18 protein-coding genes are annotated in these 20,559 nt (G+C 71.6%); 7 read left to right on the top strand and 11 right to left on the bottom strand.

All coding sequences use genetic code 11. The features are described from left to right. Nucleotide 1 precedes the first annotated feature (1 nt). The gene (soxR, locus tag C8E83_RS18900; protein ID WP_121371611.1) at nt 2-451 is read right to left on the bottom strand and encodes a redox-sensitive transcriptional activator SoxR; all 450 of its coding nucleotides are present in this window, start codon (nt 449-451) and stop codon (nt 2-4) included. A 95-nt stretch (nt 452-546) separates the two neighbouring features. Here soxR and C8E83_RS18895 point away from each other — a divergent pair, with 95 nt between their 5' ends. Continuing rightward, nucleotides 547-1,170 (top strand): superoxide dismutase, encoded by a 624-nt coding sequence (locus C8E83_RS18895; protein ID WP_121371610.1) that lies wholly within the window; start codon nt 547-549, stop codon nt 1,168-1,170. A gap of 63 nt (nt 1,171-1,233) precedes the next feature. Here the strand turns inward: C8E83_RS18895 and C8E83_RS18890 are convergent, their stop codons facing one another. Further along, nucleotides 1,234-2,199, bottom strand: a complete 966-nt coding sequence (locus C8E83_RS18890) for an SMP-30/gluconolactonase/LRE family protein (protein WP_121371609.1) — start codon at nt 2,197-2,199, stop codon at nt 1,234-1,236. A 186-nt stretch (nt 2,200-2,385) separates the two neighbouring features. Between C8E83_RS18890 and C8E83_RS18885 the strand changes: the two genes are divergently transcribed. Both C8E83_RS18885 and C8E83_RS20120 read left to right on the top strand, forming a co-directional pair. Then, nucleotides 2,386-3,576 carry a Gfo/Idh/MocA family protein gene (locus tag C8E83_RS18885; RefSeq protein WP_121371608.1) on the top strand — a complete coding sequence of 397 codons (1,191 nt, stop codon included), beginning with the start codon at nt 2,386-2,388 and terminating at the stop codon, nt 3,574-3,576. Nucleotides 3,577-3,677: 101 nt separating this feature from the next. After that, nucleotides 3,678-4,079, top strand: coding sequence for an antibiotic biosynthesis monooxygenase family protein (locus tag C8E83_RS20120; protein ID WP_121371607.1), 402 nt, complete (start codon nt 3,678-3,680; stop codon nt 4,077-4,079). A 262-nt stretch (nt 4,080-4,341) separates the two neighbouring features. Here the strand turns inward: C8E83_RS20120 and C8E83_RS18875 are convergent, their stop codons facing one another. The 3 genes from C8E83_RS18875 to C8E83_RS18865 form a co-directional block, all read right to left on the bottom strand. Then, nucleotides 4,342-5,820, bottom strand: coding sequence for an MFS transporter (locus C8E83_RS18875; protein ID WP_245981835.1), 1,479 nt, complete (start codon nt 5,818-5,820; stop codon nt 4,342-4,344). A 33-nt stretch (nt 5,821-5,853) separates the two neighbouring features. Then, a complete protein-coding gene (locus tag C8E83_RS18870; RefSeq protein ID WP_121371606.1) occupies nt 5,854-7,563 on the bottom strand; it encodes a glycosyltransferase family 39 protein in 1,710 nt (569 codons plus the stop codon). A 66-nt stretch (nt 7,564-7,629) separates the two neighbouring features. After that, nucleotides 7,630-8,991: an LLM class flavin-dependent oxidoreductase gene (locus C8E83_RS18865; protein ID WP_121371605.1), complete on the bottom strand. Its 1,362-nt coding sequence runs from the start codon at nt 8,989-8,991 to the stop codon at nt 7,630-7,632. A gap of 121 nt (nt 8,992-9,112) precedes the next feature. On the opposite strand from C8E83_RS18865, the gene C8E83_RS18860 reads away from it, so the two are divergent. Then, nucleotides 9,113-10,501 (top strand): MFS transporter, encoded by a 1,389-nt coding sequence (locus C8E83_RS18860; protein WP_121371604.1) that lies wholly within the window; start codon nt 9,113-9,115, stop codon nt 10,499-10,501. Nucleotides 10,502-10,533: 32 nt separating this feature from the next. Here C8E83_RS18860 and C8E83_RS18855 read toward each other — a convergent pair whose 3' ends face one another. After that, nucleotides 10,534-11,310, bottom strand: coding sequence for an NRDE family protein (locus C8E83_RS18855; protein ID WP_170160015.1), 777 nt, complete (start codon nt 11,308-11,310; stop codon nt 10,534-10,536). Between the two features lie 49 nt (nt 11,311-11,359). On the opposite strand from C8E83_RS18855, the gene coaBC reads away from it, so the two are divergent. Then, nucleotides 11,360-12,586, top strand: a complete 1,227-nt coding sequence (gene coaBC, locus C8E83_RS18850; protein ID WP_121371602.1) for a bifunctional phosphopantothenoylcysteine decarboxylase/phosphopantothenate--cysteine ligase CoaBC — start codon at nt 11,360-11,362, stop codon at nt 12,584-12,586. Nucleotides 12,587-12,605: 19 nt separating this feature from the next. Here the strand turns inward: coaBC and C8E83_RS18845 are convergent, their stop codons facing one another. After that, on the bottom strand, nt 12,606-13,991 hold the full coding sequence (locus C8E83_RS18845; protein ID WP_121371601.1) for an LCP family protein: 1,386 nt from the start codon (nt 13,989-13,991) through the stop codon (nt 12,606-12,608). 103 nt (nt 13,992-14,094) lie between these two features. Next, the gene (locus C8E83_RS18840; protein WP_211331735.1) at nt 14,095-14,853 is read right to left on the bottom strand and encodes an alpha/beta hydrolase; all 759 of its coding nucleotides are present in this window, start codon (nt 14,851-14,853) and stop codon (nt 14,095-14,097) included. 96 nt (nt 14,854-14,949) lie between these two features. On the opposite strand from C8E83_RS18840, the gene C8E83_RS18835 reads away from it, so the two are divergent. Together C8E83_RS18835 and C8E83_RS18830 are read left to right on the top strand one after the other, a co-directional pair. Next, on the top strand, nt 14,950-16,272 hold the full coding sequence (locus C8E83_RS18835) for an O-acetylhomoserine aminocarboxypropyltransferase/cysteine synthase family protein (protein ID WP_121371600.1): 1,323 nt from the start codon (nt 14,950-14,952) through the stop codon (nt 16,270-16,272). 2 nt (nt 16,273-16,274) lie between these two features. Further along, complete coding sequence (locus C8E83_RS18830; RefSeq protein ID WP_121371599.1) at nt 16,275-17,336, top strand: LLM class flavin-dependent oxidoreductase; 1,062 nt, start codon at nt 16,275-16,277, stop codon at nt 17,334-17,336. A gap of 16 nt (nt 17,337-17,352) precedes the next feature. Here C8E83_RS18830 and C8E83_RS18825 read toward each other — a convergent pair whose 3' ends face one another. The 3 genes from C8E83_RS18825 to C8E83_RS18815 are packed head-to-tail and all read right to left on the bottom strand — an operon-like array spanning nt 17,353 to nt 20,558. Beyond that, on the bottom strand, nt 17,353-18,744 hold the full coding sequence (locus C8E83_RS18825) for an FAD/NAD(P)-binding protein (RefSeq protein ID WP_147430251.1): 1,392 nt from the start codon (nt 18,742-18,744) through the stop codon (nt 17,353-17,355). Nucleotides 18,745-18,789: 45 nt separating this feature from the next. After that, nucleotides 18,790-19,242: a Fe-S cluster assembly sulfur transfer protein SufU gene (sufU, locus tag C8E83_RS18820; protein ID WP_121371597.1), complete on the bottom strand. Its 453-nt coding sequence runs from the start codon at nt 19,240-19,242 to the stop codon at nt 18,790-18,792. After that, the gene (locus tag C8E83_RS18815; RefSeq protein WP_245981832.1) at nt 19,242-20,558 is read right to left on the bottom strand and encodes an aminotransferase class V-fold PLP-dependent enzyme; all 1,317 of its coding nucleotides are present in this window, start codon (nt 20,556-20,558) and stop codon (nt 19,242-19,244) included. The genes sufU and C8E83_RS18815 overlap by 1 nt, the downstream gene beginning before the upstream one ends. Between the last annotated feature and the right edge of the window lies 1 nt (nt 20,559).

Genomic DNA, 20,559 nt, shown 5'->3' with positions numbered 1-20,559 from the left:
CTCACACCCTCAGCACCCGCTGCGGCCCCGGCCCCTCGTCGCCGAGCGCGTCGTCGGGGTTGAGGAGCGAGCACGTGCCGAGCGAGAGACACCCGCAGCCGATGCAGTCCGTGAGCTTGGCGCGCATCGCGGCGAGCGTGCGGATCCGCTCCTCGACCTGGGCGTTCCACGCCGACGAGATCGTCTGCCACTGCTCGCGGCTCGGCGCACGGTCGACCGGCAGCGACTCGAACGCCGTCGCGATGTCGGCGAGCGGGATCCCGAGCTGCACGCCGAGACGCACCATCGAGACGCGGCGGAGCGCATGTCGCGCGAAGACGCGCGTGCCGCCCACCGTGCGGCCCGAGTGCACCAGACCCTTCGACTCGTAGAAGCGTATGGTCGCGACGGTGGCGCCCGAACGGCGCGCGACCTCGCCGATAGTGAGGGAGTCGTGGCTGTTCTTCGTCACCTGTCGCTCATTTTTTCTTCCTAGCTGGGCGAATGCTTGACCTCAAGTGCACTTGAGATCCTAGGCTGGAATCACAATCGAGAGAAAGCGGAAACGTGGCTGAATACACCCTTCCTGACCTTGCGTACGACTACTCGGCTCTCGCGCCGAGCATCTCGGGCACGATCATGGAGCTGCACCACTCCAAGCACCACCAGACCTACGTCACCGGCGCGAACACCGCCGTCGCCCAGATCGCCGAGGCCCGCGAGTCCGGCAACCTGGCCACCATCAACAAGCTCGAGAAGGACCTCGCGTTCAACCTCGGCGGACACGTGAACCACTCGATCTTCTGGACCAACATGTCGCCCGACGGCGGCGACAAGCCCACCGGCGACCTCGCCGCCCAGATCGACGACCAGTTCGGCTCGTTCGACAAGTTCACCGCCCAGTTCACCGCCGTCGCGCTCGGCGTCCAGGGCTCCGGCTGGTCCGTCCTCGCCTACGACATCCTCGGCGAGAAGCTGTCGATCTTCCAGCTGTTCGACCAGCAGGGCAACGTCCCCTTCGGCCTCGTCCCGCTGCTCATGCTCGACGTCTGGGAGCACGCCTACTACCTCGACTACAAGAACGTCCGCGCCGACTACGTCAAGGCGTTCTGGAACATCGTCTCCTGGGACAACGTCCAGGCTCGTTACACGGCAGCCACCACGAAGACCCAGGGCCTCATCACCCTGTAGTTCCTCGCGTCTCGAAGCGCCCGTCACCCTCCGGTGGCGGGCGCTTCGGCGTGCGGGGCATCGTCACCAGCGCTGATGGGCGTCCCTCGTGAGCGTCGGGATCCGGAAGAGGCTCGTCGACGCCGTCATGAACAGCGTCGTGCCGTCCGGGCCGCCCCAGCAGAGGTTCGAGTTCACCTCGGGCACCGGGATCCCGCCGAGGAGTTCGCCCTCGGGCGAGTACACCTGCACGCCGGCCGCGCTGGACGACCAGACGTTGCCGTCGACGTCGACGCGGATGCCATCGGGGGTGCCGGGGCGCGGCGTGGCGAAGAGGCGCGGCGGGCCCACGGTCGGAGCCGCCGATCCTGCGCCCTGGTCGCCCTCGCCCGTGGTGGCCGCAGCGGGTGTCGCCGGCGAGATGTCGTAGGCGACGATGCGCTGGGCGCCGTCGCCGGAATCGGCGATGTAGAGCGTCGACTCGTCGGGCGAGAACGCCAGCCCGTTGGGCCTGACGCAGTCCGTCACGACCGGCACCGGGTCCGATTCCGGAGTGGCAGACCCGGGCGCCACCCGGAACACCCAGTGGTCGCCGTACTCGAGCTCCCCGGCGTGACCCTCGTCGGGCTGCGTGATGCCGTAGTCGGGGTCGGTGAACCAGATCGCGCCGTCGCGCGTCACCACGATGTCGTTGGGCGAATTGAGCCGATGCCCCTGCCACTGCGTGGCGATCGCCGTGACCTCGCCGCCGCGGTCGCGCTCGACGCGGCGACGCCCGTGCGAGCACTGCAGCACGCTGCCGTCGAGGTCGAGGGTGCGCCCGTTGGTGAACTGCGGGTCGGCGTCGTAGACGACCGTGTCGCCCGACTCCCACGACCACTGCATGATGCGGTTCGTGCGGATGTCGCTCCAGCGGACGGCGAGGAGCTCCGGAATCCAGACCGGCCCCTCCGACCAGATGCAGCCCGTGCTCACGCGTTCCGGCTCGGCCCCCGGAGGAATCAACCCGTGGCTCACGAGTCCTGCGAGATCGGGGTCGGGTGCGTTCATGAGCCGGGGGTCTCCTGTCTCCGTCGACGATGCGCCGGGACGCCCGGCACGTCGAACGTATCGCGGACGCGCGGGCGACACGACTTCTGACGCCGCAAACGGTACTTTTGTTTGACAGTCGCCAGAAGTCCGGCCAGGATCGACGAGAGCGATCTCGATGACGCGACGCCGACCCCAAGGAGCACCATGACTCACTCACCTCTGCGAGTCGCGATCGTGGGCACAGGCATGATCGGCGCGGTCCATCGCCGAGCGGCGCGCGACGCGGGGGCCGACGTCATCGGCGTCCTCGGCTCGAGCGCCGCCAAGTCGCAGCGCTTCGCCGCCGAGTGGGGCGTTCCGGGCGCCTTCTCGTCGTTCGACGAAGTGCTCGCCGCGAAGCCCGACGTCGTGCAGATCTGCACGCCGAACGCGACGCACCACGGCTACGCCCTCGCCGCTCTCGAGGCCGGCGTCCACGTCGTGTGCGAGAAGCCGCTGGCTCTCGACTCCTCCCAGGCGCAGGAGCTCGTCGACGCCGCCGACCGCGCCGGCGTCGTGGCGACCGTGCCGTTCGTCTACCGCTACCACCCGCTCGTCCGCGAGCTCCGGGCGCGCCGCGCCGCCGGAGAGCTCGGCGACGTCCTGCTCGTCCACGGCTCGTACCTGCAGGACTGGCTGCTCGACCCGAAGTCGTCCTCCTGGCGCGTCGACGCCGCCGCCAGCGGCCGGTCACGCGCGTTCGCCGACATCGGCTCGCACTGGTGCGACCTCGCCGAGTTCATCTCCGGTGAGCGCTTCGAGCGGGTGTCGGCCGTCACGAGCATCGCGTACCCCGAGCGTCCCGTCCCGTCGGGGCCGTCGTTCAGTTCCGCGAGCGAGGTTCAGGGCGCAGGATCGGGAGGTTCGTCGGGCGGCCCCGCTGCTCCTGCGACCATGCCCGTCACCACGGAGGACACCGCCGTCGCCACGTTCGTGACCGCGCGCGGCGTGACCGCGAACACCGTGATCTCGCAGGTGTCGGCGGGGCGCAAGAACCGGCTCTGGGTCGAAGTGGACGGCACGGCCGGGAGCGCGGCCTTCGACCAGGAGAACCCCAACAGCGTGTGGATGGGCACGGACGAGGGCGCGAGGATCCTCGAGCGGGCATCCGGGGCCGTCGCGGGCGACCAGCAGCGGCTCGACCTGGTGCCGGCGGGGCACCCGCAGGGCTACCCGGACGCCTTCTCGGCGTTCCTCGGCGACACCTACGCCGCGGTGAGGTCGCGGCAGGCGCACTCGGAAGCGCCGCTGCCGGAGGGGCTGCCGACGTTCCGCGACGGGCTCCGCGCCGCACGCATCATCGACGCCGTCCTCGCGTCGGCCGACGCCGGCTCGTGGGAGTCGATCGGCGGCTGACCCCGCAGGTCTCGGCGTCGACCCGGCGGGCGCAGGATCCGAGACTCCTGCCAGCCGCCGCCGATACGCTCGGTGGACGCCGCCCGCAAAGGAGTCCTTGAATGTCCGTCGTCAAGATCAACGCCATCCACGTGCCCGAGGGGCACGGAGCCGAGCTCGAGAAGCGCTTCGCCGCGCGGAAGCACGCCGTCGACTCGGCGGACGGCTTCGAGGGCTTCCAGCTGCTGCGGCCGGTGAAGGGCGACGAGCGGTACTTCGTCGTGACGACGTGGAAGGACGAGGAGAGCTTCCAGGCCTGGGCCGCGGACGGCGCGAAGGCGGCGCACGCCGCCCCCTCGGGCGCGCACGCCGCGCCATCGGGCGCACACGCCGCAGCGCCGCACCACGGCGGCCAGCACGGCGACGGCCCCGCGCCGAGCGACGAGCACCACGGCGGTGCCGGCGCCCAGCGGCCCGTGGCCACCGGAGCCGACCTCCTCGAGTTCGAGGTCGTCGAGCTCTAGCTCCGGAGGCCTTCGGCCGACGGTCGCCCTGTCGCCTCGCGGCCAGCCGCCCTTGCCGGGGGGGCCGAGTCGCGTCTAGCGTGGACGCGCACAACCATCTCGAGCGAAGGTCACACCATGTCACCGCGAGTCTCGAACGATCCGGTGCCCGACGGCACGGAGCCCGAGCACCCGACCAGCCTCGAGCTCGACGACTACCTCGACGAGCCCGACTCCGACCCGGCCCTGTAGCGCGCCCGCACGAGAGGGCGCGAGCCGGGTCTCACGGGCGCTGCGCTCGCACCGCCCCGGTGCCGTCCGTCAGCAGCGCCTGGATCCGCTGGGTCGACCGCGTCGCCGCCGCCGAGTTCGACCAGAACGCCAGCGCCAGGATCACGAGGGCGAACCCCAGCATCACCCACCACATGGCCGTCGTCGACTGCGTGAACCCCGCCCCGACGCTCGTCGCTCCGCTCACCCGGGTGATCGTCCCGGCGAGCGCGACGCCGAGCGAGACGCCCGTCTGGCGGGCCGTGGAGGCGACGCCCGCGGCTGATCCCGAGCGCGATCGCGGCATGCCCGAGACGGCCGTGTTGGTCAGCGGCGGGTTGATGAGCCCGAGACCGCATCCGATCAGGGCGTAGATGACGAGCAGGAACGGGATCGGCGTCGTCGCCCCGGTGAGCAGCAGCAGGATCGCGCCGACCGCCAGCCCGGAGGAGCCGAGCACGAGCGGCCGACGGGTTCCCGTCACCGAGACGAGCCGCCCGGCGAGCGGCGCGCAGACCAGCTGGCCGAGCCCGAGCGGGAGCGTGCAGAGCCCGGCGACGAACGGGCTGAAGCCGCGCACCTCCTGCAGGTACAGCGCGGTGAGGAAGAGGAATCCGCCCAGGGTGGCGAACGCGCAGACGGCCGTGAGGATCGCCGACGAGAACGGGATGCTCGTGAAGAACCGGAAGTCGAGCAGCGGGTCGTCGCGGGAGCCCTCGTACCGCCACAGCGCCACGAGCGCGAGAGCCGCGACGACGAACAGCCCGATCGTCACGCCGGAGGCCCACCCGAAGCGCGGCCCCTCGATGAGCGCGGACACCACCGACGCGAGCAGCACGATGACCAGCGCCTGTCCGACGGGATCGAACTTCCGCGCACGACCGCCCTTCGACTCGGGTACGAACGCGAAGGTCAGGACGATCGCCGCGATGCCGATCGGGATGTTGATCCAGAAGATCGCCCGCCACCCGACGCTGTCGGTGAGCGCGCCGCCGATGAGCGGGCCGAAGCCCGTCGAGATGCCCACGACTGCACCCCACACGCCGACCGCCCGGGCGCGCTGAGCGCCGTCGGTGAAGGTGGCGGAGATGATCGACAGGGCCACCGGGTTGAGCATCGATCCGCCGATCGCCTGGAGCATCCGGCAGGCCACCAGGATCGGCACGGACGGCGCGAGGCTGCACAGCAGAGAGCCGATCACGAAGACCGTCAATCCGATCTGAAAGACCCTGCGTCGCCCGAACTTATCGGCCGTCGACCCCGAGAGCATGAGGAAGCTGGCGATCACGAGCGTGTAGCCGTCGATCGTCCACTGGAGCCCGGAGATCGTCGAGTGCAGCTCGCGCCCGATCGACGGCAGCGCGACGTTGACCACGGTGGCGTCCATCGACGCGATGAACAGGCTCATGCAGCAGATCGCGAGGATCCCGTAGCGGTGCGTGTACCTCGAGGGGAGCGTTCGGGCAGGGCCGGTGGCGGAGGCGAGGGTCACCAGACGATTATCCGCCCGGGTCTCCGCGCCGACTCAGCCGCGCGTCAGCTCCACGATCGCCGACCGGTGCGTCGAGTAGGTCGTGACGACGCGATACCCCGCCGCCTCCAGTGCGGCCAGCGAGTGGTCGTCCGACTTCCCGCCGACGGCGTAGTCGATCAGCCAGACCGTCCTCACTCCGTCGAACCGCCCGAGCGCGAGCGCCTGGTCGACGCTGTACGCCGTGTCGTGCCAGGTGTCGCCGGCGGCCACGGGCGTCTTGATCGTGAGGTCCGTGAGCCCCGTGAATCCGGCCGGGTAGGTCTCCATCGCCAGCCGAGTCCGCCGCGACGGCCGCACGGTGTCGTCGAAGACCACGCCCTCCCCCGCGGCGGCGTGCTTCCCGATCACCTCGCTGATCTGCTGCCAGTCGCTGTTGTTCTTGGCGTTCGGGGTGCGGGTGGCGGCGTAGACGGGCGCCTCGAGCGCGAGCACGAGGGCACTCGCCACCCCGAAGACGACGAACCAGCGCGCGGAGCGTCGGCCGAGAGACGTGAGGCCTGCTCCTGCGCCCAGGGCACTGGCCCGGTGAAGGCCCAGGGCGGCCACGTCGGCCAGCCGGGCGAGCCCCAGCGCCATGAGGAGCGCGCCGCCCGCCGCCGAGTACGAGAGGTAGCGCGGGCTGTAGTCGGCGATGGCGAGGTTCCCGACCAACAGCAGGATCAGAGGGCCGACGAACCACACCACCCCGACCAGCGTCGCTCCCGGCAGCAGTGGCCGCGTGAGCCCGTCGAGCTCGCGCTCGCCCGCCCCGGCCCGGGGCCCGCCCACGCCGCCCCGCGCGGCGAATCGCCGGGCCGAGCGCCGCCGCCGCACCTCCGCCACGACGCCGAAGGCCACGGCGACCAGCACGAGCCCCCACGACACGACTGCCAGAGAGGTCGTCGTGAAGAACGTCGTGACGAGCACCGAGAACGGACTGTCGGTCGAGCGGCCGGCGAGGAACGCGACCTGGTTGCGCTCGGCGACGCTGAAGAACACGACCGGCGAGGCCGCGACCACGGCGGCGCCCGTGGCGAGGGCCCATCGTCGCCACACGCGGCGCCCGACGCGCGCACGCGCGAGCAGCACGGCGTGGACGACGACGAAGAGCCCGAAGTAGAGGAACGTGTAGACGCCCAGGCACAGCAGGGCGCCGTAGGCGACCCACCAGCCGGCGGCGAGGGTCCGTCGGGCGACGAGCCGCAGCAGCAGCAAGAGCAGCCACACGGCGATCGCCGCGCCGAACGCGTACGAGCGGGCCTCGTCGTTGAAGGCGGCGGTCCGCGGCAGGATCGCGAAGATCAGCACCGCGACGACGGCGACCGGCCGCGTCGTGAGCATCCGCGCGACGAAGTACAGCCCGGCGGCGGCCACGCCGGTCGCGATCGCGGCGGGCAGCCGCACCGAGAGCGGCGAGGCGCCGAACGCGTCGATCCAGAAGTGCAGGAACAGGTAGTAGGTGCCGTGGACGGCGTCGACGTGCCCCAGCATCCTGAAGAGGCTCGGCAACGGCCGCTCGGCCGACAGGATGCTCGCGGCCTCGTCGCCCCACAGCGAGGGGACCCACGAGAGCACGAAGGCGGCCGTGAAGACGACGGCCCCGAGGAGCCACCCGATCCTGCGGTCCGCCGCGCCGCCGCGCTCGACGGGAGCCGGGCCCGAGGGTGCAGGATGCGACCCGGTCGCCACCCGGGTGTCGGCGCGGGTGGCGTAGGTCGTCATGAGACTAGGAAAGACCCCGTCGTAGAACGGGGCCTTTCGAGAGTCGATGGATCGGCTGGGAGTCGCCTACGAGATCGCGGCGTGCTCGCGAGACGCCTCGCGGGCGGCCGTGTAGCGGTTCGCGGGAATCGGCAGCCCCAGGTTTCCGCGGAGGGTCGACGCCTCGTACTCGGTGCGGAAGATGCCCTTCTGCTGCAGGATCGGCACGACCTCCTCGACGAAGCGGCGGAACTGCGCGGGCTGCTCGACGTAGATGTTGAAGCCGTCGGTCGCCTCGCCGGTGAACCACTCCTCGATGAGGTCGGCCACGTGCTGCGCCGTGCCGACGAAGTGGCCGCGGCGCGGTGCGGCGAACCGCTCCACGGTCTGGCGCAGGGTGAGACCCTCGCGCAGCGCGGTGTCGGTGACCTCGTCGGCCTGGGTCTTCCAGGCGAGCGTGGCGATCTCGCGCACGTCGGGGAACGGCGCCTCGGGGTCGTACTGGCTGAAGTCGTGCCAGCCGAACGCCCGGCCGAACTCGGCCTGGGCGCGGTCGAAGTCCCAGTTCATGTCGTTGGCGCGCTGCTCGAGAGCGCGAGCCTCCTCGTCGGTGTCGCCGATGAAGAAGCGGACGCCGGGCAGGATGATGACGGAGTCGGCATCGCGGCCCTTGGCTTCGGCGCGAGATCGCAGGTCGGTGCGGAAGGCCTTCGTCTTCTCGAAGCTCTCGCCGTGGGTGAAGATGCCCTCGCCGAGCGCCGCGCCGAGGTCGCGCCCCTGGTCGGAGTCGCCGGCCTGGAAGATCACCGGCCAGCCCTGCTCGGAGCGCTGGATGTTGAGCGGCCCGACGACCTTCGGGAAGTACGTGCCCTCGTGGTTCAGCGCGTGCTGCTTCGACGGGTCGAAGAACTGCCCGGTCGCGCGATCGCGCGGGAACGCGTCGTCCTCGTACGAGTCCCAGAGGCCCTGGATGACCTCGATCGCCTCGTGGGCACGGCCATAGCGGGTGTCGTAGTCGTAGTGCTCGTCGCGGCCGTAGTTGCCCGCGGTGCCGGAGTCGCCCGAGGTGACGACGTTCCAGCCGGCGCGGCCGTGGCTGATGTTGTCGAGCGAGGCGAAGCGGCGGGCGAGGTTGAACGGGTCGTTGTACGACGTGGTCGCGGTGCCGACGAGGCCGATGTTCTTCGTCGACACGGCGAGCGCTGCGAGGAGCGTGAACGGCTCGAGCCGGTTGAGGTAGTGGGGCGGCGAGTTCGGGGTGATGAACTGGCTGTCGACGATGAAGACGAGGTCGAGCTTGCCCTTCTCGGCCAGCTGCGAGAGCTCGATGTACCAGTCGACGTTGACGCTGGAGTCGAGGGGCAGGTCGTCGTAGAGCCAGGTCTTGGGGCGGCCGGGGCCTCCGGCGCCCGTCAGGATCACGCCGAGGTGCAGCTGTCGATCGGTCATCGGGTCTCTCCGCTCGTCTCCGGACGATTTCGTACGCTCATGAGTGTTCTCCCCAGGTCTATGAATCGCATAAGCGGCTCCCCAATGTGACCGTGTGTGACACGGGACGTAGGCTGGCCGCATGAGCACCGCCGCTGTAGCCCCTCCACGCGGGGTCTTCAGCCGGGAGCACCTCTTCGTCACGCTCGGCATGTGCGCCCTCATCGGCATCGCCGCGTTCGAGCAGCTCGCCGTCACGACCGTCATGCCGACGGTCGCGCGTCAGCTGCACGGCGAGGCGCTCTACTCGCTGGCGTTCGCCGCCCCGCTCGCCACGAGCGTCGTCGGCATGGTCGTCGCCGGCAACTGGGCCGACCGCTCCGGCCCCCGCGTCGTCGTGATCTCGTCGATGATCACGTTCGGCTGCGGGCTGCTCATCGTGGCGGGGTCGCCGACGATGGAGGTGCTGCTGATCGGCCGTCTGGTGCAGGGATTCGGATCCGGCGCCATGATCGTCGGCCTCTACGTGATGGTGGCCCGCCTCTACCCGCCCGAGCTGCACCCCTCCGTCTTCGCGGGGTTCGCGGCCGCGTGGGTGATCCCGGGGCTCGTCGGGCCGGTGATCGCAGGATCGGTGACCCAGGCCTTCGGCTGGCACTGGGTGTTCCTCGGCGCGCTGGCCGCCTGCGTGCCCGCGGTGGCGATGATCGCGCCGAGCCTCGGCCGGGTGGCGGGCCCGGCGACCGCCGCGGGCGAGGAGCGTGTGCCGTGGAGCGCGGGCCGGATCCTGTGGTCGCTCGCCGCGGCCGCCGCAGTCGTCGCCCTCAACCTGCTGTCGGAGGTGCCCGCCTGGGCCACCGTGCCGGTCATCGTCCTGGCCGTCGCACTCCTCGCCGTCGCACTGCGGCCTCTCCTGCCGCGGCGGGCTCTGCTGGCGGGCGCGGGGGTGCCGACGCTCGTGCTGCTGCGCGGCCTCGTGAGCGCGGCGTTCACGGGCGGCGACGTGTACATCCCCTACCTGCTGTCGTCGCTCTACGGGTTCGGGCCGGCGGCCTCCGGCGTCACCCTCACCGCGGGCGCCGTCAGCTGGGCGTTCGCGAGCTGGGTGCAGGGGCGGCTCGGGCCGCGGCCTGGGCAGCTTCGAGGCATCAGGATCGGAGTCTCGCTCGTGGTGATCGGCATCGCGGCCGCCCTCGCCACTCCCCTGTGGCACCTCACGCCGGGCGTGATCATCGTCGCCTGGGCCGTGGCCGGGTTCGGCATGGGGTTCATGTATCCGCGGTTCTCGGTCTTGACGCTGCGCTGGTCGGGCGACGACGAGAAGGGGTTCAACTCGTCGGCGCTGACGATCTCGGAGTCGTCGGGCGGAGCCGTCGTGCTCGCCGTCACGGGCGCCGCGTTCGGCGTGCTCGGCGGTGCGGGGTCGCCCGCGGCGTTCGTGGCGTGCTTCGGCGTCGCAGGGGTGTTCGCGCTCGTCGCCCTCGGGGTCAGCGGGCGCGCAGTGCCGCGGGCGCTGCGGGCCACGGCGTAGGCGCGCGCCTTCCGGGCGGTCCGCCGCGGGACTCACTGCCAGTCGAGCGGCCCCTCCAGATGCCCGGGGTGCGGCAGCCGCGCGTGCCGGAGCACGACCTCGCCGGGGCGCAGGGCGAGCAGCGACACCGAGAGCGAGGCGTACCGGTGGCCGTCGACCTCGTCGCTGCGGAACAGCGCCTCGTCGTCGTCCGTCGGCAGCGACGAGCTTTCGCGGAGGACGTCGAGCCACGGGGTCCACGAGCCGGCGTCGTCACCCGCGCTGCTGGCGGGCGCGACGCCGCTCGGCGCGGCGTCGGGCGCGGGCGCGACCTCGGGCCGGAACGCCTCCCGGAACCGCGGCAGCCACCGCAGCTCCCGCGGGACGGTGGCGACATCAGGCCCCTCGTGCGTGATCATGTGCACTCCCGGGCGGAGGTCGTGCGACGCGAGGGTGCGGCCGTCCCACGACGTGAAGCGGATTCCGTCGGGCGACGCGGTGACGAGGTTGAAGGCGCGGGTCGTCGGCTCCTGCGCCCGGGTGCGCCCCGAGACGGCCTCGAGGGGCAGCACACCCCTCGTGGTGTAGCCGCCCTCGGGCTCGGCGACCTGCTCGTGGCGGTTGAGGACGACGGCCGCGCGCGACGACGCGTCGTCGACCGCGAGCCAGGCGCCGCCGGCCTCGCGGTCACGGACGCCCCGCACGCCGGGGAGCTCCGGCCACCACGCGCCCGGGGAGTCCCAGGGACGGTCGACGGCCTCGTCGCGTAGACCCAGCAGCACGACCGGCCAGGCGGAATCGGGTTCGAGGCTCACGACGACGGTGCACACGGTGTCCACGCTAGCGGGCGCCGCCGCGCGGAGCGGGCAGACTGGACCCATGGACCGCCTCACCGTCGTCGTCGGCATCACCGGCGGCATCGCCGCGTACAAGGCCGTCGGCGTCGTCCGGCTGCTCGTGAAGGCCGGGCACGACGTGCACGTGGTGCCGACCGAGGCGGCGCTGAAGTTCGTCGGGCTCCCGACCCTCGAGGCGCTGAGCCGCAACCCCGTCACCGCGTCGCTCTACGACGACGTCGCCGCGGTCCGACACGTGGCTCTGGGACAGTCCGCCGACCTCGTCATCGTCGCGCCCGCGACGGCGAACACGCTCGCGAAGCTCGCCGCGGGGCTCGCCGACGATCTGCTCGGGACGACGATCCTCGCGACGAAGGCTCCCGTGCTCCTGGCGCCCGCGATGCACACCGAGATGTGGGCCAACGCGGCGACGCAGGCCAACGTCGCGACGCTCCGCTCGCGCGGCTACGCGGTCGTCGGCCCCGACTCGGGCGCGCTGACCGGCGCCGACTCCGGCCCGGGGCGCATGAGCGAGCCCGAGGCGATCGTCGAGGCCGCGCTCGCGCTCGTCGGCGAGGGGGCCGGGGCGCAGGATCTCGCGAACCTCCACGTGCTCGTGTCCGCCGGCGGCACCCGCGAGCCCCTCGACCCCGTGCGGTTCCTCGGCAACCGCTCCAGCGGCAAGCAGGGCGTCGCCCTGGCGAACGCCGCGCTCGCGCGCGGGGCGCGCGTCACGCTCGTCGCCGCGCACCTGGAGGTGCCGCCGCCCGCGCCGCACCCGCGACTCTCCGTGGTGGACGTGTCGACGGCCGAGTCCCTCTCCGACGCGATGCGCTCGGCGGCGACGGAGGCCGACATCGTGGTCATGGCGGCGGCGGTGGCCGACTATCGGCCGGAGAACGTCGAGAGCGGGAAGATCAAGAAGTCGGGTGGGGGGCCGCTGCTCCTGCGGCTCGTGGAGAACCCGGACATCCTCGCGGGGCTCGCCCGAGACAAGCGCCCCGGGCAGGTGGTGGTCGGGTTCGCCGCCGAGACGGCGGCGTCACGCGACGAGCTGCTCGACCTCGGCCGCGCGAAGGCCGCACGGAAGGGCGCCGACCTGCTCGCCCTGAACGCGGTGGGCTGGTCGCAGGGATTCGGCACCGACGAGAACGCGGTGGTGCTCGTCACGGGCGCGGGCGACGTGGTCGCGGAAGCGGCCGGGACGAAGGCCGACGTGGCGGACGCGCTGCTCACGGCGGCCCTCGGCGTGCGGGGTGCTCCCGCCTGAGCGGCTGGCCGGCCCCGGATCAGTACTGGATCTTCTTCGAGCAGGTCTTCTGCGCGGCGGTCTGGCCGGTGACGGACGGCGGCAGCGTCACGGTCGACGTCGAGCCGGTCGTGGGCGGCGTCGTGGCGGCGCCGGTCGAGGTGCCGGTCGAGGTGCCAGAACCGGTCGAGGTGCCGCTGCCGGTCGACGTGCCCGATCCTGTGCCCGTCGTGGCCGGCGTGGTCGGCGTCGTCGTGGAGGGCGACCCCGGCTCGACGGTGGATCCGTCGCCCGTGGTGCCCGAGAGCTCGATCGGCTGGTCGGCGAGAAGCGCCTGGTTCACCTGCTGGGCCGCGTACTCGTTCGGCACGACGCGGTTCGGGTTGTCAGGATCAGCACCGGTCGGGTACTGCAGGAACACCATGTTCGACAGACCGGTCGCCCGCACCGCCTGGAAGACGCCGAGCAGGAAGTTCGCGTTCACCGTGTCGGAGGTGACGGTGTTCTCGGTGACGGCCTTGGCGATCTTGTAGAGCGTGAACGGGTTGGTGAGCGTGCCGCTCGAGGTCAGCTGCCGCGCCAGCGACGACATGAAGACCTGCTGGTTCGAGATGCGGCCGAGGTCGGACCCGTCGCCGACGCCGTGGCGGCTGCGGAGGAAGGCGAGGGCCTCGCCGCCGACGAGCGTGTGGGTGCCCGCCGAGAGGTTGAGGTTCGGGGTGACGTTGTTGTCGACGATCGGCGTCGCGAGGCAGACCGTGACGCCGCCCACCGCGGTCGAGATGGCTGCCGTGCCCGCGAACGTGACGCTGGCCGCATAGGGGATGTTGAGTCCGGTGAGCTTCTCGATCGTGAGCACGGCGCACTGCAGGCCGAGCTGCTCGTTGCCCCCGCGGCTGAGCGCCGTGTTGAGCATCGCCTTGTCGGTCGCGTACGAGTAGCCGCCCGAGGAGGTCGGGCACGCCGGGATCGGGATCTCCAGGTCGCGCGGGAAGCTGATCACCGACACGTTCTTATGGTCGGCCGAGATGTGCAGCAGGATGTCGACGTCGTTGTTGCCGACGCCCGACGACGCCGCCTGGTCGGCCGCGTCGCCGTAGCCCGCCTGACCCGAGCGCGTGTCGCTGCCGATCACGAGCATGTTGACCTCGCCGACCGTCTCGCCCTCGGGGGCGGACGGCAGCGGCGTGGCGGTGTGCCCGGGCAGCTGGACGAGGTGGACTGTCGGCTTCGTCGACCCCAGGACGTCCTGGAGCGCGTAGGCGGCGACCCCGCCGGTCGAGACGAGCACGACGACCACTGCGACGGCCACGAGCTTCAGAGCGTTGGCGATCGGGTGCGTGTGGTGGAGCTTGCCGTGCCGGATCTGCCCGGAGCGGGCGGCCCTCCGGGCGCGCGGGAGTGCGCTCGTGCCGTCTTCTGCCATTGCCGCCCCTCGTGTGAACAACGTGATCCGAGTTCACAGTAGGCGACAACCGCCCCAGAAACGTGTAAGCGGAGTGCCTCTCAGCCGCAGAGCGACCGCGCGATCAGCCGCAGAGCGACGCGTACTCGCTCTGCGCGACCGGGCGGAGCCCGAGCTCCGGGGTCCGAAGGCGCTCGAGGAACGTGACGACGGCCGCCGCGACCTGCCGGTGTGTGATGTCGTTGAGCACGTCGTGCTTGCCCTTCTCCAGCGCGTAGAGGCGCGCGTCGGGCAGGGCGTCGTAGACCGCGAACGCGTCCTGGGGGTGCGAGATGACGTCGCAGTCGCCGTGCAGCACCAGCGCGGGGATCTCGACGCCGCGGGCGAGGTCGAAGTCCACCTCGTCGGTCGCCGAGGTGCTCGTGAGCGAGCCCTCGCGCAGGACGCCCTCGCGTGCCAGCTTGCCGCGGTGGACCGGGCAGGTGGTGCGCTCCTCGATCTCCGTCGCGGCGTCGACGCTTCCGGCACCGGCCTCGGTGAGCGCGCCGGCCGAGACGACGCCGGTCGCGGCCAGTCGGCCGTCGGCGATCGCGCGCCAGGCGGTGGCGACTCCAGAGTCGGAGGCGACCACGACCCGCGGTCCCGCCTCGGTGGCGTCGAGCTCGGCCGCGGCCGCGGTCACCATTCCGGAGTGATCGACGGCGACGTCTCCGAACGCGACCACGCGGTAGCCGTCGACGGCGATCCGGTCGGCGAAGCGCTCGTACACCTCGGGGGTCTCGCCGCGTCCGCCGAGGACGACGACGGTGCCGCGGACGACGACGCCGGCGGCCGGTAGGCGCTCGATGCGGGCGAGGGGTGCTGTCGAAGCGGAAGAAGTCATACACCGATCGTCTCTCTCCGACACCGAGAGAAGTGGTTTGTTACGAAATGCAACCGTCACCTGTCGCCTGTCGCACGGGCGAGGCAGACTCGAGAGGTGACCGACGACTCCTTCGCGCCCGACCGCCCCGCCACCACCCAGATCCACGGCGGAGTCGTGCCCCGCGAGGCTCAGAACACCGTCGCCACGCCGATCTACCAGACCGCGGCCTACGAGTTCGACGACCTCGCCACGGCGCAGGCCATCTTCGCCCTCGAGAAGACCGGCAACCTCTACAGCCGCAACGGCAACCCGACGCAGTCGGTCTTCGAACGGCGCATGGCCGCACTCGAGGGCGGCGTCGCGGCGCTCGGCACCGCCAGCGGTCAGGCCGCCGTCGCGGTCACCCTCCTCAGCCTGGTCCGCACCGGCCAGCACGTCGTGGCGCCCGCGCAGCTCTACGGCGGCACGATCGACCTGCTCACGGATGCGTTCGCCGACTTCGGCATCGAGGTCACCCTCGTCGACCAGGACGACCTCGACGCCTGGCGCGCCGCAGTCCGCCCGAACACCCGGGCGTTCTTCGCCGAGGGCATCGGCAACCCGACCGCCACGGTGCTGCCGATGGCCGAGGTCGCCGAGATCGCGCACGCCGCCGGGGTGCCGCTCGTCATCGACTCGACGCTCGCGACCCCCGTCCTGCAGCGCCCGAAGGAGTTCGGCGCCGACTTCGTCGTCCACTCGGCCACGAAGTTCCTGGGCGGCCACGGCTCGTCGATCGCCGGCGTCATCGTCGACCTCGGCACGTTCGACTTCGGCGCCGAGCCCGCGAAGTGGCCGCAGTTCACCGAGCCGTACACGCGCGTCGGCGGAGTCGTGCTCTGGGAGCGCTTCGGCCGCGAGAAGAGCGCGTTCCTCGTCTACGCGAAGACGAAGTGGGTTCACGATCTGGGGCCGTCGCTGTCGCCGTTCAACTCCTTCCAGATCCTGCAGGGAATCGAGACGCTCGACCTGCGGGTGCGGCGGCAGTCCGACTCGGCTCTGGCGATCGCCGAGTTCCTGTCCGCGCATCCTGCGGTCTCGAAGGTGAACCACCCGGGGCTGCCCGACAGCCCGTACCGCTCGCTCGCGGAGCGCTACCTGCCGAACGGCGCGGGCGCTGTCTTCTCGTTCGACCTCGCCGCGGGAGAAGGCGCCGTTGCGACGGTCATCGACTCGCTGAAGGTGTTCTCGCTCGTCGCCAACATCGGCGACGTCCGCAGCCTCGTGATCCAGCCGGCGACGACGACCCACAGCCACCTCAAGGCCGACCAGCTGCGCGAGGCCGGCTTCTCCCGTGCCACGATCCGGCTCTCGATCGGACTCGAAGACGTGCGAGACCTCATCGCCGACCTCGGCCAGGCGCTCGACACCGTCGATGCGTCCATCGGAAAGGACTGACCATGCACTTCGGCTACTGGACCCCGGTCTACGGAGGCTTCCTCCGCAACGTCGGCGACGAGGGAATGCCCGCCGCCTGGTCGTACATCAAGCAGGTGTCGCAGGAGGCCGACCGCCTCGGCTACCACACCACCCTCGTGCCCGAGCTCTACCTCAACGACCGCAAGGGCATCGACGCCCCGTCGCTCGAGGCGTGGTCGCTGTCGACCGCGATCCTGGCGGTCACCGAGCAGCTGCGCGTCATGACGGCGGTTCGGCCGGGCTTCCACCTGCCGACCGTGATCGCCAAGGCGACGTCGACCATCAGCGACATCGCCGGCCTCACGCCCGACGGCGCGTCGCGCTTCGCGCTCAACGTCGTGGCCGCGTGGTGGGCAGAGGAGGCCAAGCAGTACGCGGGCGCCTTCACCACGCACGACCGCCGCTACGAGCAGGCCTCCGACTTCGTGAAGATCCTCGACGGCATGTGGACGCAGGATCGCTTCACCTACGACGGCGACTTCTGGAAGGTCGAGCAGGCGATCCTCGAGCCGAAGCCGGTGGCCCTGCCCGCGATCTTCGCCGGCGGCGAGAGCGAGGCCGGCCGCGAGGCCATCGCCGACTTCGCCGACAGCTACGTGCTGCACGGCGGCACCGTCGACGAGGTCACCGAGAAGGTCCGCGACATGGACGAGCGCCGCCTGCGGATCCACGGCGAGCGCTTCCGCGAATACGGCATGGCCGCCTACGTCATCGTCCGCGACACCGAGGCCGAGGCCCAGAAGGAGCTCGAGCGGATCACGAACGTCGACCCGAACAGCCCCGGCTACGCCTCGTTCGAGGAGTTCCGGGCGCACTCGAACCTCGACGTCGAGCTGTCGAAGCGCGAGTACTCGGTGGGCACCAGGGGCCTTCGCCCGAACCTGGTCGGCACGCCCGAGCAGGTGGCGGAGCGGATCAGGGCGTACCAGGATGCGGGGCTCACGCTGCTCCTGATCCAGTCGTCGCCCCTCGACACCGAGCTCGAGCGCATCGCCCGCGACGTGTTCCCGCTGGTGCCGTCGCTCGCCGCGTCGACCGTCTGAGCCCTGCGGCCCCGGACTACGCGACGACCTCCGCCGCGTCGTCGACCGACGCGGTCGCCGAGGCCAGCATCGCGTCGGCCATGCGGTAGGCCATGAGGCGCACCTCGCCGATCGCGACGGTCTCCCACAGCGCGCCCTTGAGGGCCGCACCGATCGTGTAGAGGCGGTCGGAGGCCGTGCCGTCGGAGCCCACGAGCGCGCCGGTCCGCGTCGCGGCCACGCCGATGCCGGTCGGGTCGGCGGTCAGGGCTCCCGTCGCGAGGAGAGCGTCGACGAGCGGGTTCCAACCGGAGCTCGCGACCGACGCCGGGCCGGTGCAGTTGACGGCGACGTCGAAGCGCTCGTCGGCGTCGACCGCGCGAAGGGTGAGCGTGCCGTCCTCGATCAGGCCGGAGAGCTCCGCCCAGACGGTCGGGGCCATGCGGTGACGGTGGACGTCCCAGCGACGGGCGCCGTGTGCGAGGAAGCGCTCGCGGTCGGCGATCGAGAGACGCAGCCAGAGGTCCTGCATCTGCGGGCGCATGCCGTCGATGACGGTCTGCCACGGCGCTCCCGCCGCCTTCGCCTCCCGCAACTGAGCGGCGAAGAGCGACGCCATGCCGCCCAGCGTCGCGACCTCGTCGCCGAGGCCCGGCCCGGGCGTCGCGGGGCCGGCGAGATGCACGGCGGGCAGGAGCAGGTGACGGCTCGTCGCGGTCAGGTGGACGCCCGGCTCCTGCCGCGCGAGGGAGGTCGCCACGTCGATCATGGTGAGGCCGGTGCCGACCAGCAGCACGCGGTCGCGGCCGGTCACACCGTCGAGCGCGCCGGGCGCCCAGGGATCGTCCACGATTCGGTCGGCGTTCGCCGGGACCGGGCCGGGCGACGGGTTGCCGAGTGCGAGCACGACGCGGTCGGCGGTGAGGACACTGCCGTCGGCGAGCGTGACGGAGACGGGAGCGGCCGTGGCCTCGGCTTCTCCGGAATCGGAGACGTCGACGACCTCGACGACGTCGACGACGTCGCCGTGGACGAACGAGACACCCGATTCCGGAGTCGCCGACAGCTCGGCGAACGCCTCAGCGACGTAGTCGCCGAAGACGCGGCGCGGAACGTAGGTCCCGGCGCCGGCCGCCGACCCGTCGACGTCCCGCCAGCCGACGCGGTCGAGGTAGCGGAGGAACGCGGCGTCATCGGTGGCCGAGAGGCTCATCTTGCCCGCGGGGCTGTTCAGGCGGTGGTGGTCGTCGGCACGCCCGTAGGCGAGGCCGCGACCGACCTCGGCCTCGCGCCCCACGACGGTGATCCGGGGCGCCGGCACCCCGAGCGCAGCGGCTCGCTCGCGCAGCGCGTGCGTCACGTAGACGGCGCTCGCGCCTCCGCCGACGATGACGATGGATTCGGGCGTGGACGAGGCGTGGCTTCCCATGTCGATCACCGTACTGGCGGCGCCTAGGGGATTTCTCTGGGCCGGCTACGACCTGACGGAGAGCTCCTTGGAACACGCCTCGGCGGCGACCCACGACAGCATCGCGCACTTCACCCGCATGACGAACTTCGAGACGCCCTCGAACACGACCGCGTCGCCGAGGAGCTCCTCGTCGGGCTCGCCCTGCCCCTTCGAGCGCATCAACGCGCGGAAGGCGTCGGTGCGCTCCCCCAGCTCGGCGAGTGTCAGCCCCGGCGCCATCTCGGCCAGGACGCTCGCCGAGGCCATCGAGATGCTGCACCCGTCGCCCTGCCACGCCAGCTCGCGGATGACGTCCGACCCCGGCTCGAGCGTCACCCGCACGGTGATCTCGTCGCCGCAGGTCGGGTTCTTCTCGAAGTGCTCGGCGTCGGCCGCAGGCAGCGGCCGATCGCCGGTCCGCGCCTTCGCGTGGTCCAGAATCACCTGCTGGTACAGGCCTGCCAGCGCGTCGGCCATCAGCGGCCCCCGCCCGAGGTCGCAGGATCAGCGGAGCCTTCCACCCCGAAGTACCCCCGCACCTGGGCCGTCGCCTCGAGGAACCGGTCGACCTCGTCGTCGGTCGTGTAGAGGTACGTCGACGCCCGCGTGGTGGCGGTGAGGCCGAGGCGCTTGTGCAGCGGCATGGCGCAGTGGTGCCCGACGCGCACGGCGATCCCCTGCGCGTCGAGGTACTGCCCGACGTCGTGCGCGTGGACGCCCTGCACGTCGAACGAGACGAGGCCCGACCGGGGCATCCCGAGAGGCGGCCCCACGACACGGATGCCGGGGATCTCGACCAGGCCGGCCAGGAGCCTCTGGGCGAGCTTCTCTTCGTGATCCTGCACCCAGGGCATGCCCGCCGTCTCGAGGTAGCGGACGGCCTCGGCGAGCCCCACGATCTGCGAGACGGGCTGCGTGCCGGCCTCGAAGCGCTGGGGCGCAGGAAGGAAGGTCGTGGTCTCCATCGTCACCACGGAGATCATCGAGCCGCCCGTGCGGAACGGGGGCAGTGCGTTCAGCAGCTCTTCGCGGCCCCAGAGCACGCCGATGCCGGTCGGGCCGAGCATCTTGTGGCCCGAGAACGCGGCGAAGTCGACGCCGAGCGCCTGCACGTCGAGCGGGCGGTGCGGTGCCGACTGGCAGGCGTCGAGGACGACGAGGGCGCCGACGGCGTGGGCCAGCTCGACCACCTCGGCGACGGGCGCGACGAATCCGGTGACGTTCGAGACGTGGGCAAACGCCACGACGCGGGTCTTCGGCGTGATGAGGGTGCGGGCCTCGTCGAGGCTCCAGGTGCCGTCGTCGCCAACGGGGATGTAGCGGAACGTCGCGCCGGTGCGGGCCGCGAGCTCTTGCCACGGCACGAGGTTCGCGTGGTGCTCGGCCTCGGTGACGAGGATCTCGTCGCCCGGCTCGAGGGCGAGGCGCTTCGCCTCGTGGCCGCCGCGGCCGAGCGTCGCGTTGCCGATGCCGTAGGCGACGAGGTTGAGCGCGTCGGTGGCGTTCGAGGTCCAGACGACCTCGTCGGGCGTCGCCGCGCCGATGAAGCGGGCGACTCGCTCACGTGCGTCCTCGTAGGCCTCGGTCGCCATCGCCGCGAGAGTGTGTGCCCCGCGATGCACGGCGGCGTTCGTCGTCTCGAGGAACGCCCGCTCCAGGTCGAGCACGGCCTGCGGACGCTGCGCCGTGGCTCCGGAGTCGAGGTAGGCGAGCGGGTGGCCGTTCACCTCCTGCGCGAGCGCCGGGAAGTCGGCGCGCAAGGCTGTGCTGCGGGAGTCGGTGCGGGTGATCACA

The organism is Frondihabitans australicus (assembly GCF_003634555.1).
GTDB classification, from domain to species: domain Bacteria; phylum Actinomycetota; class Actinomycetes; order Actinomycetales; family Microbacteriaceae; genus Frondihabitans; species Frondihabitans australicus.
The sequence above is the reverse complement of the archived record's forward strand: the minus strand, read 5'-3'. Positions and strand labels throughout refer to the sequence as shown.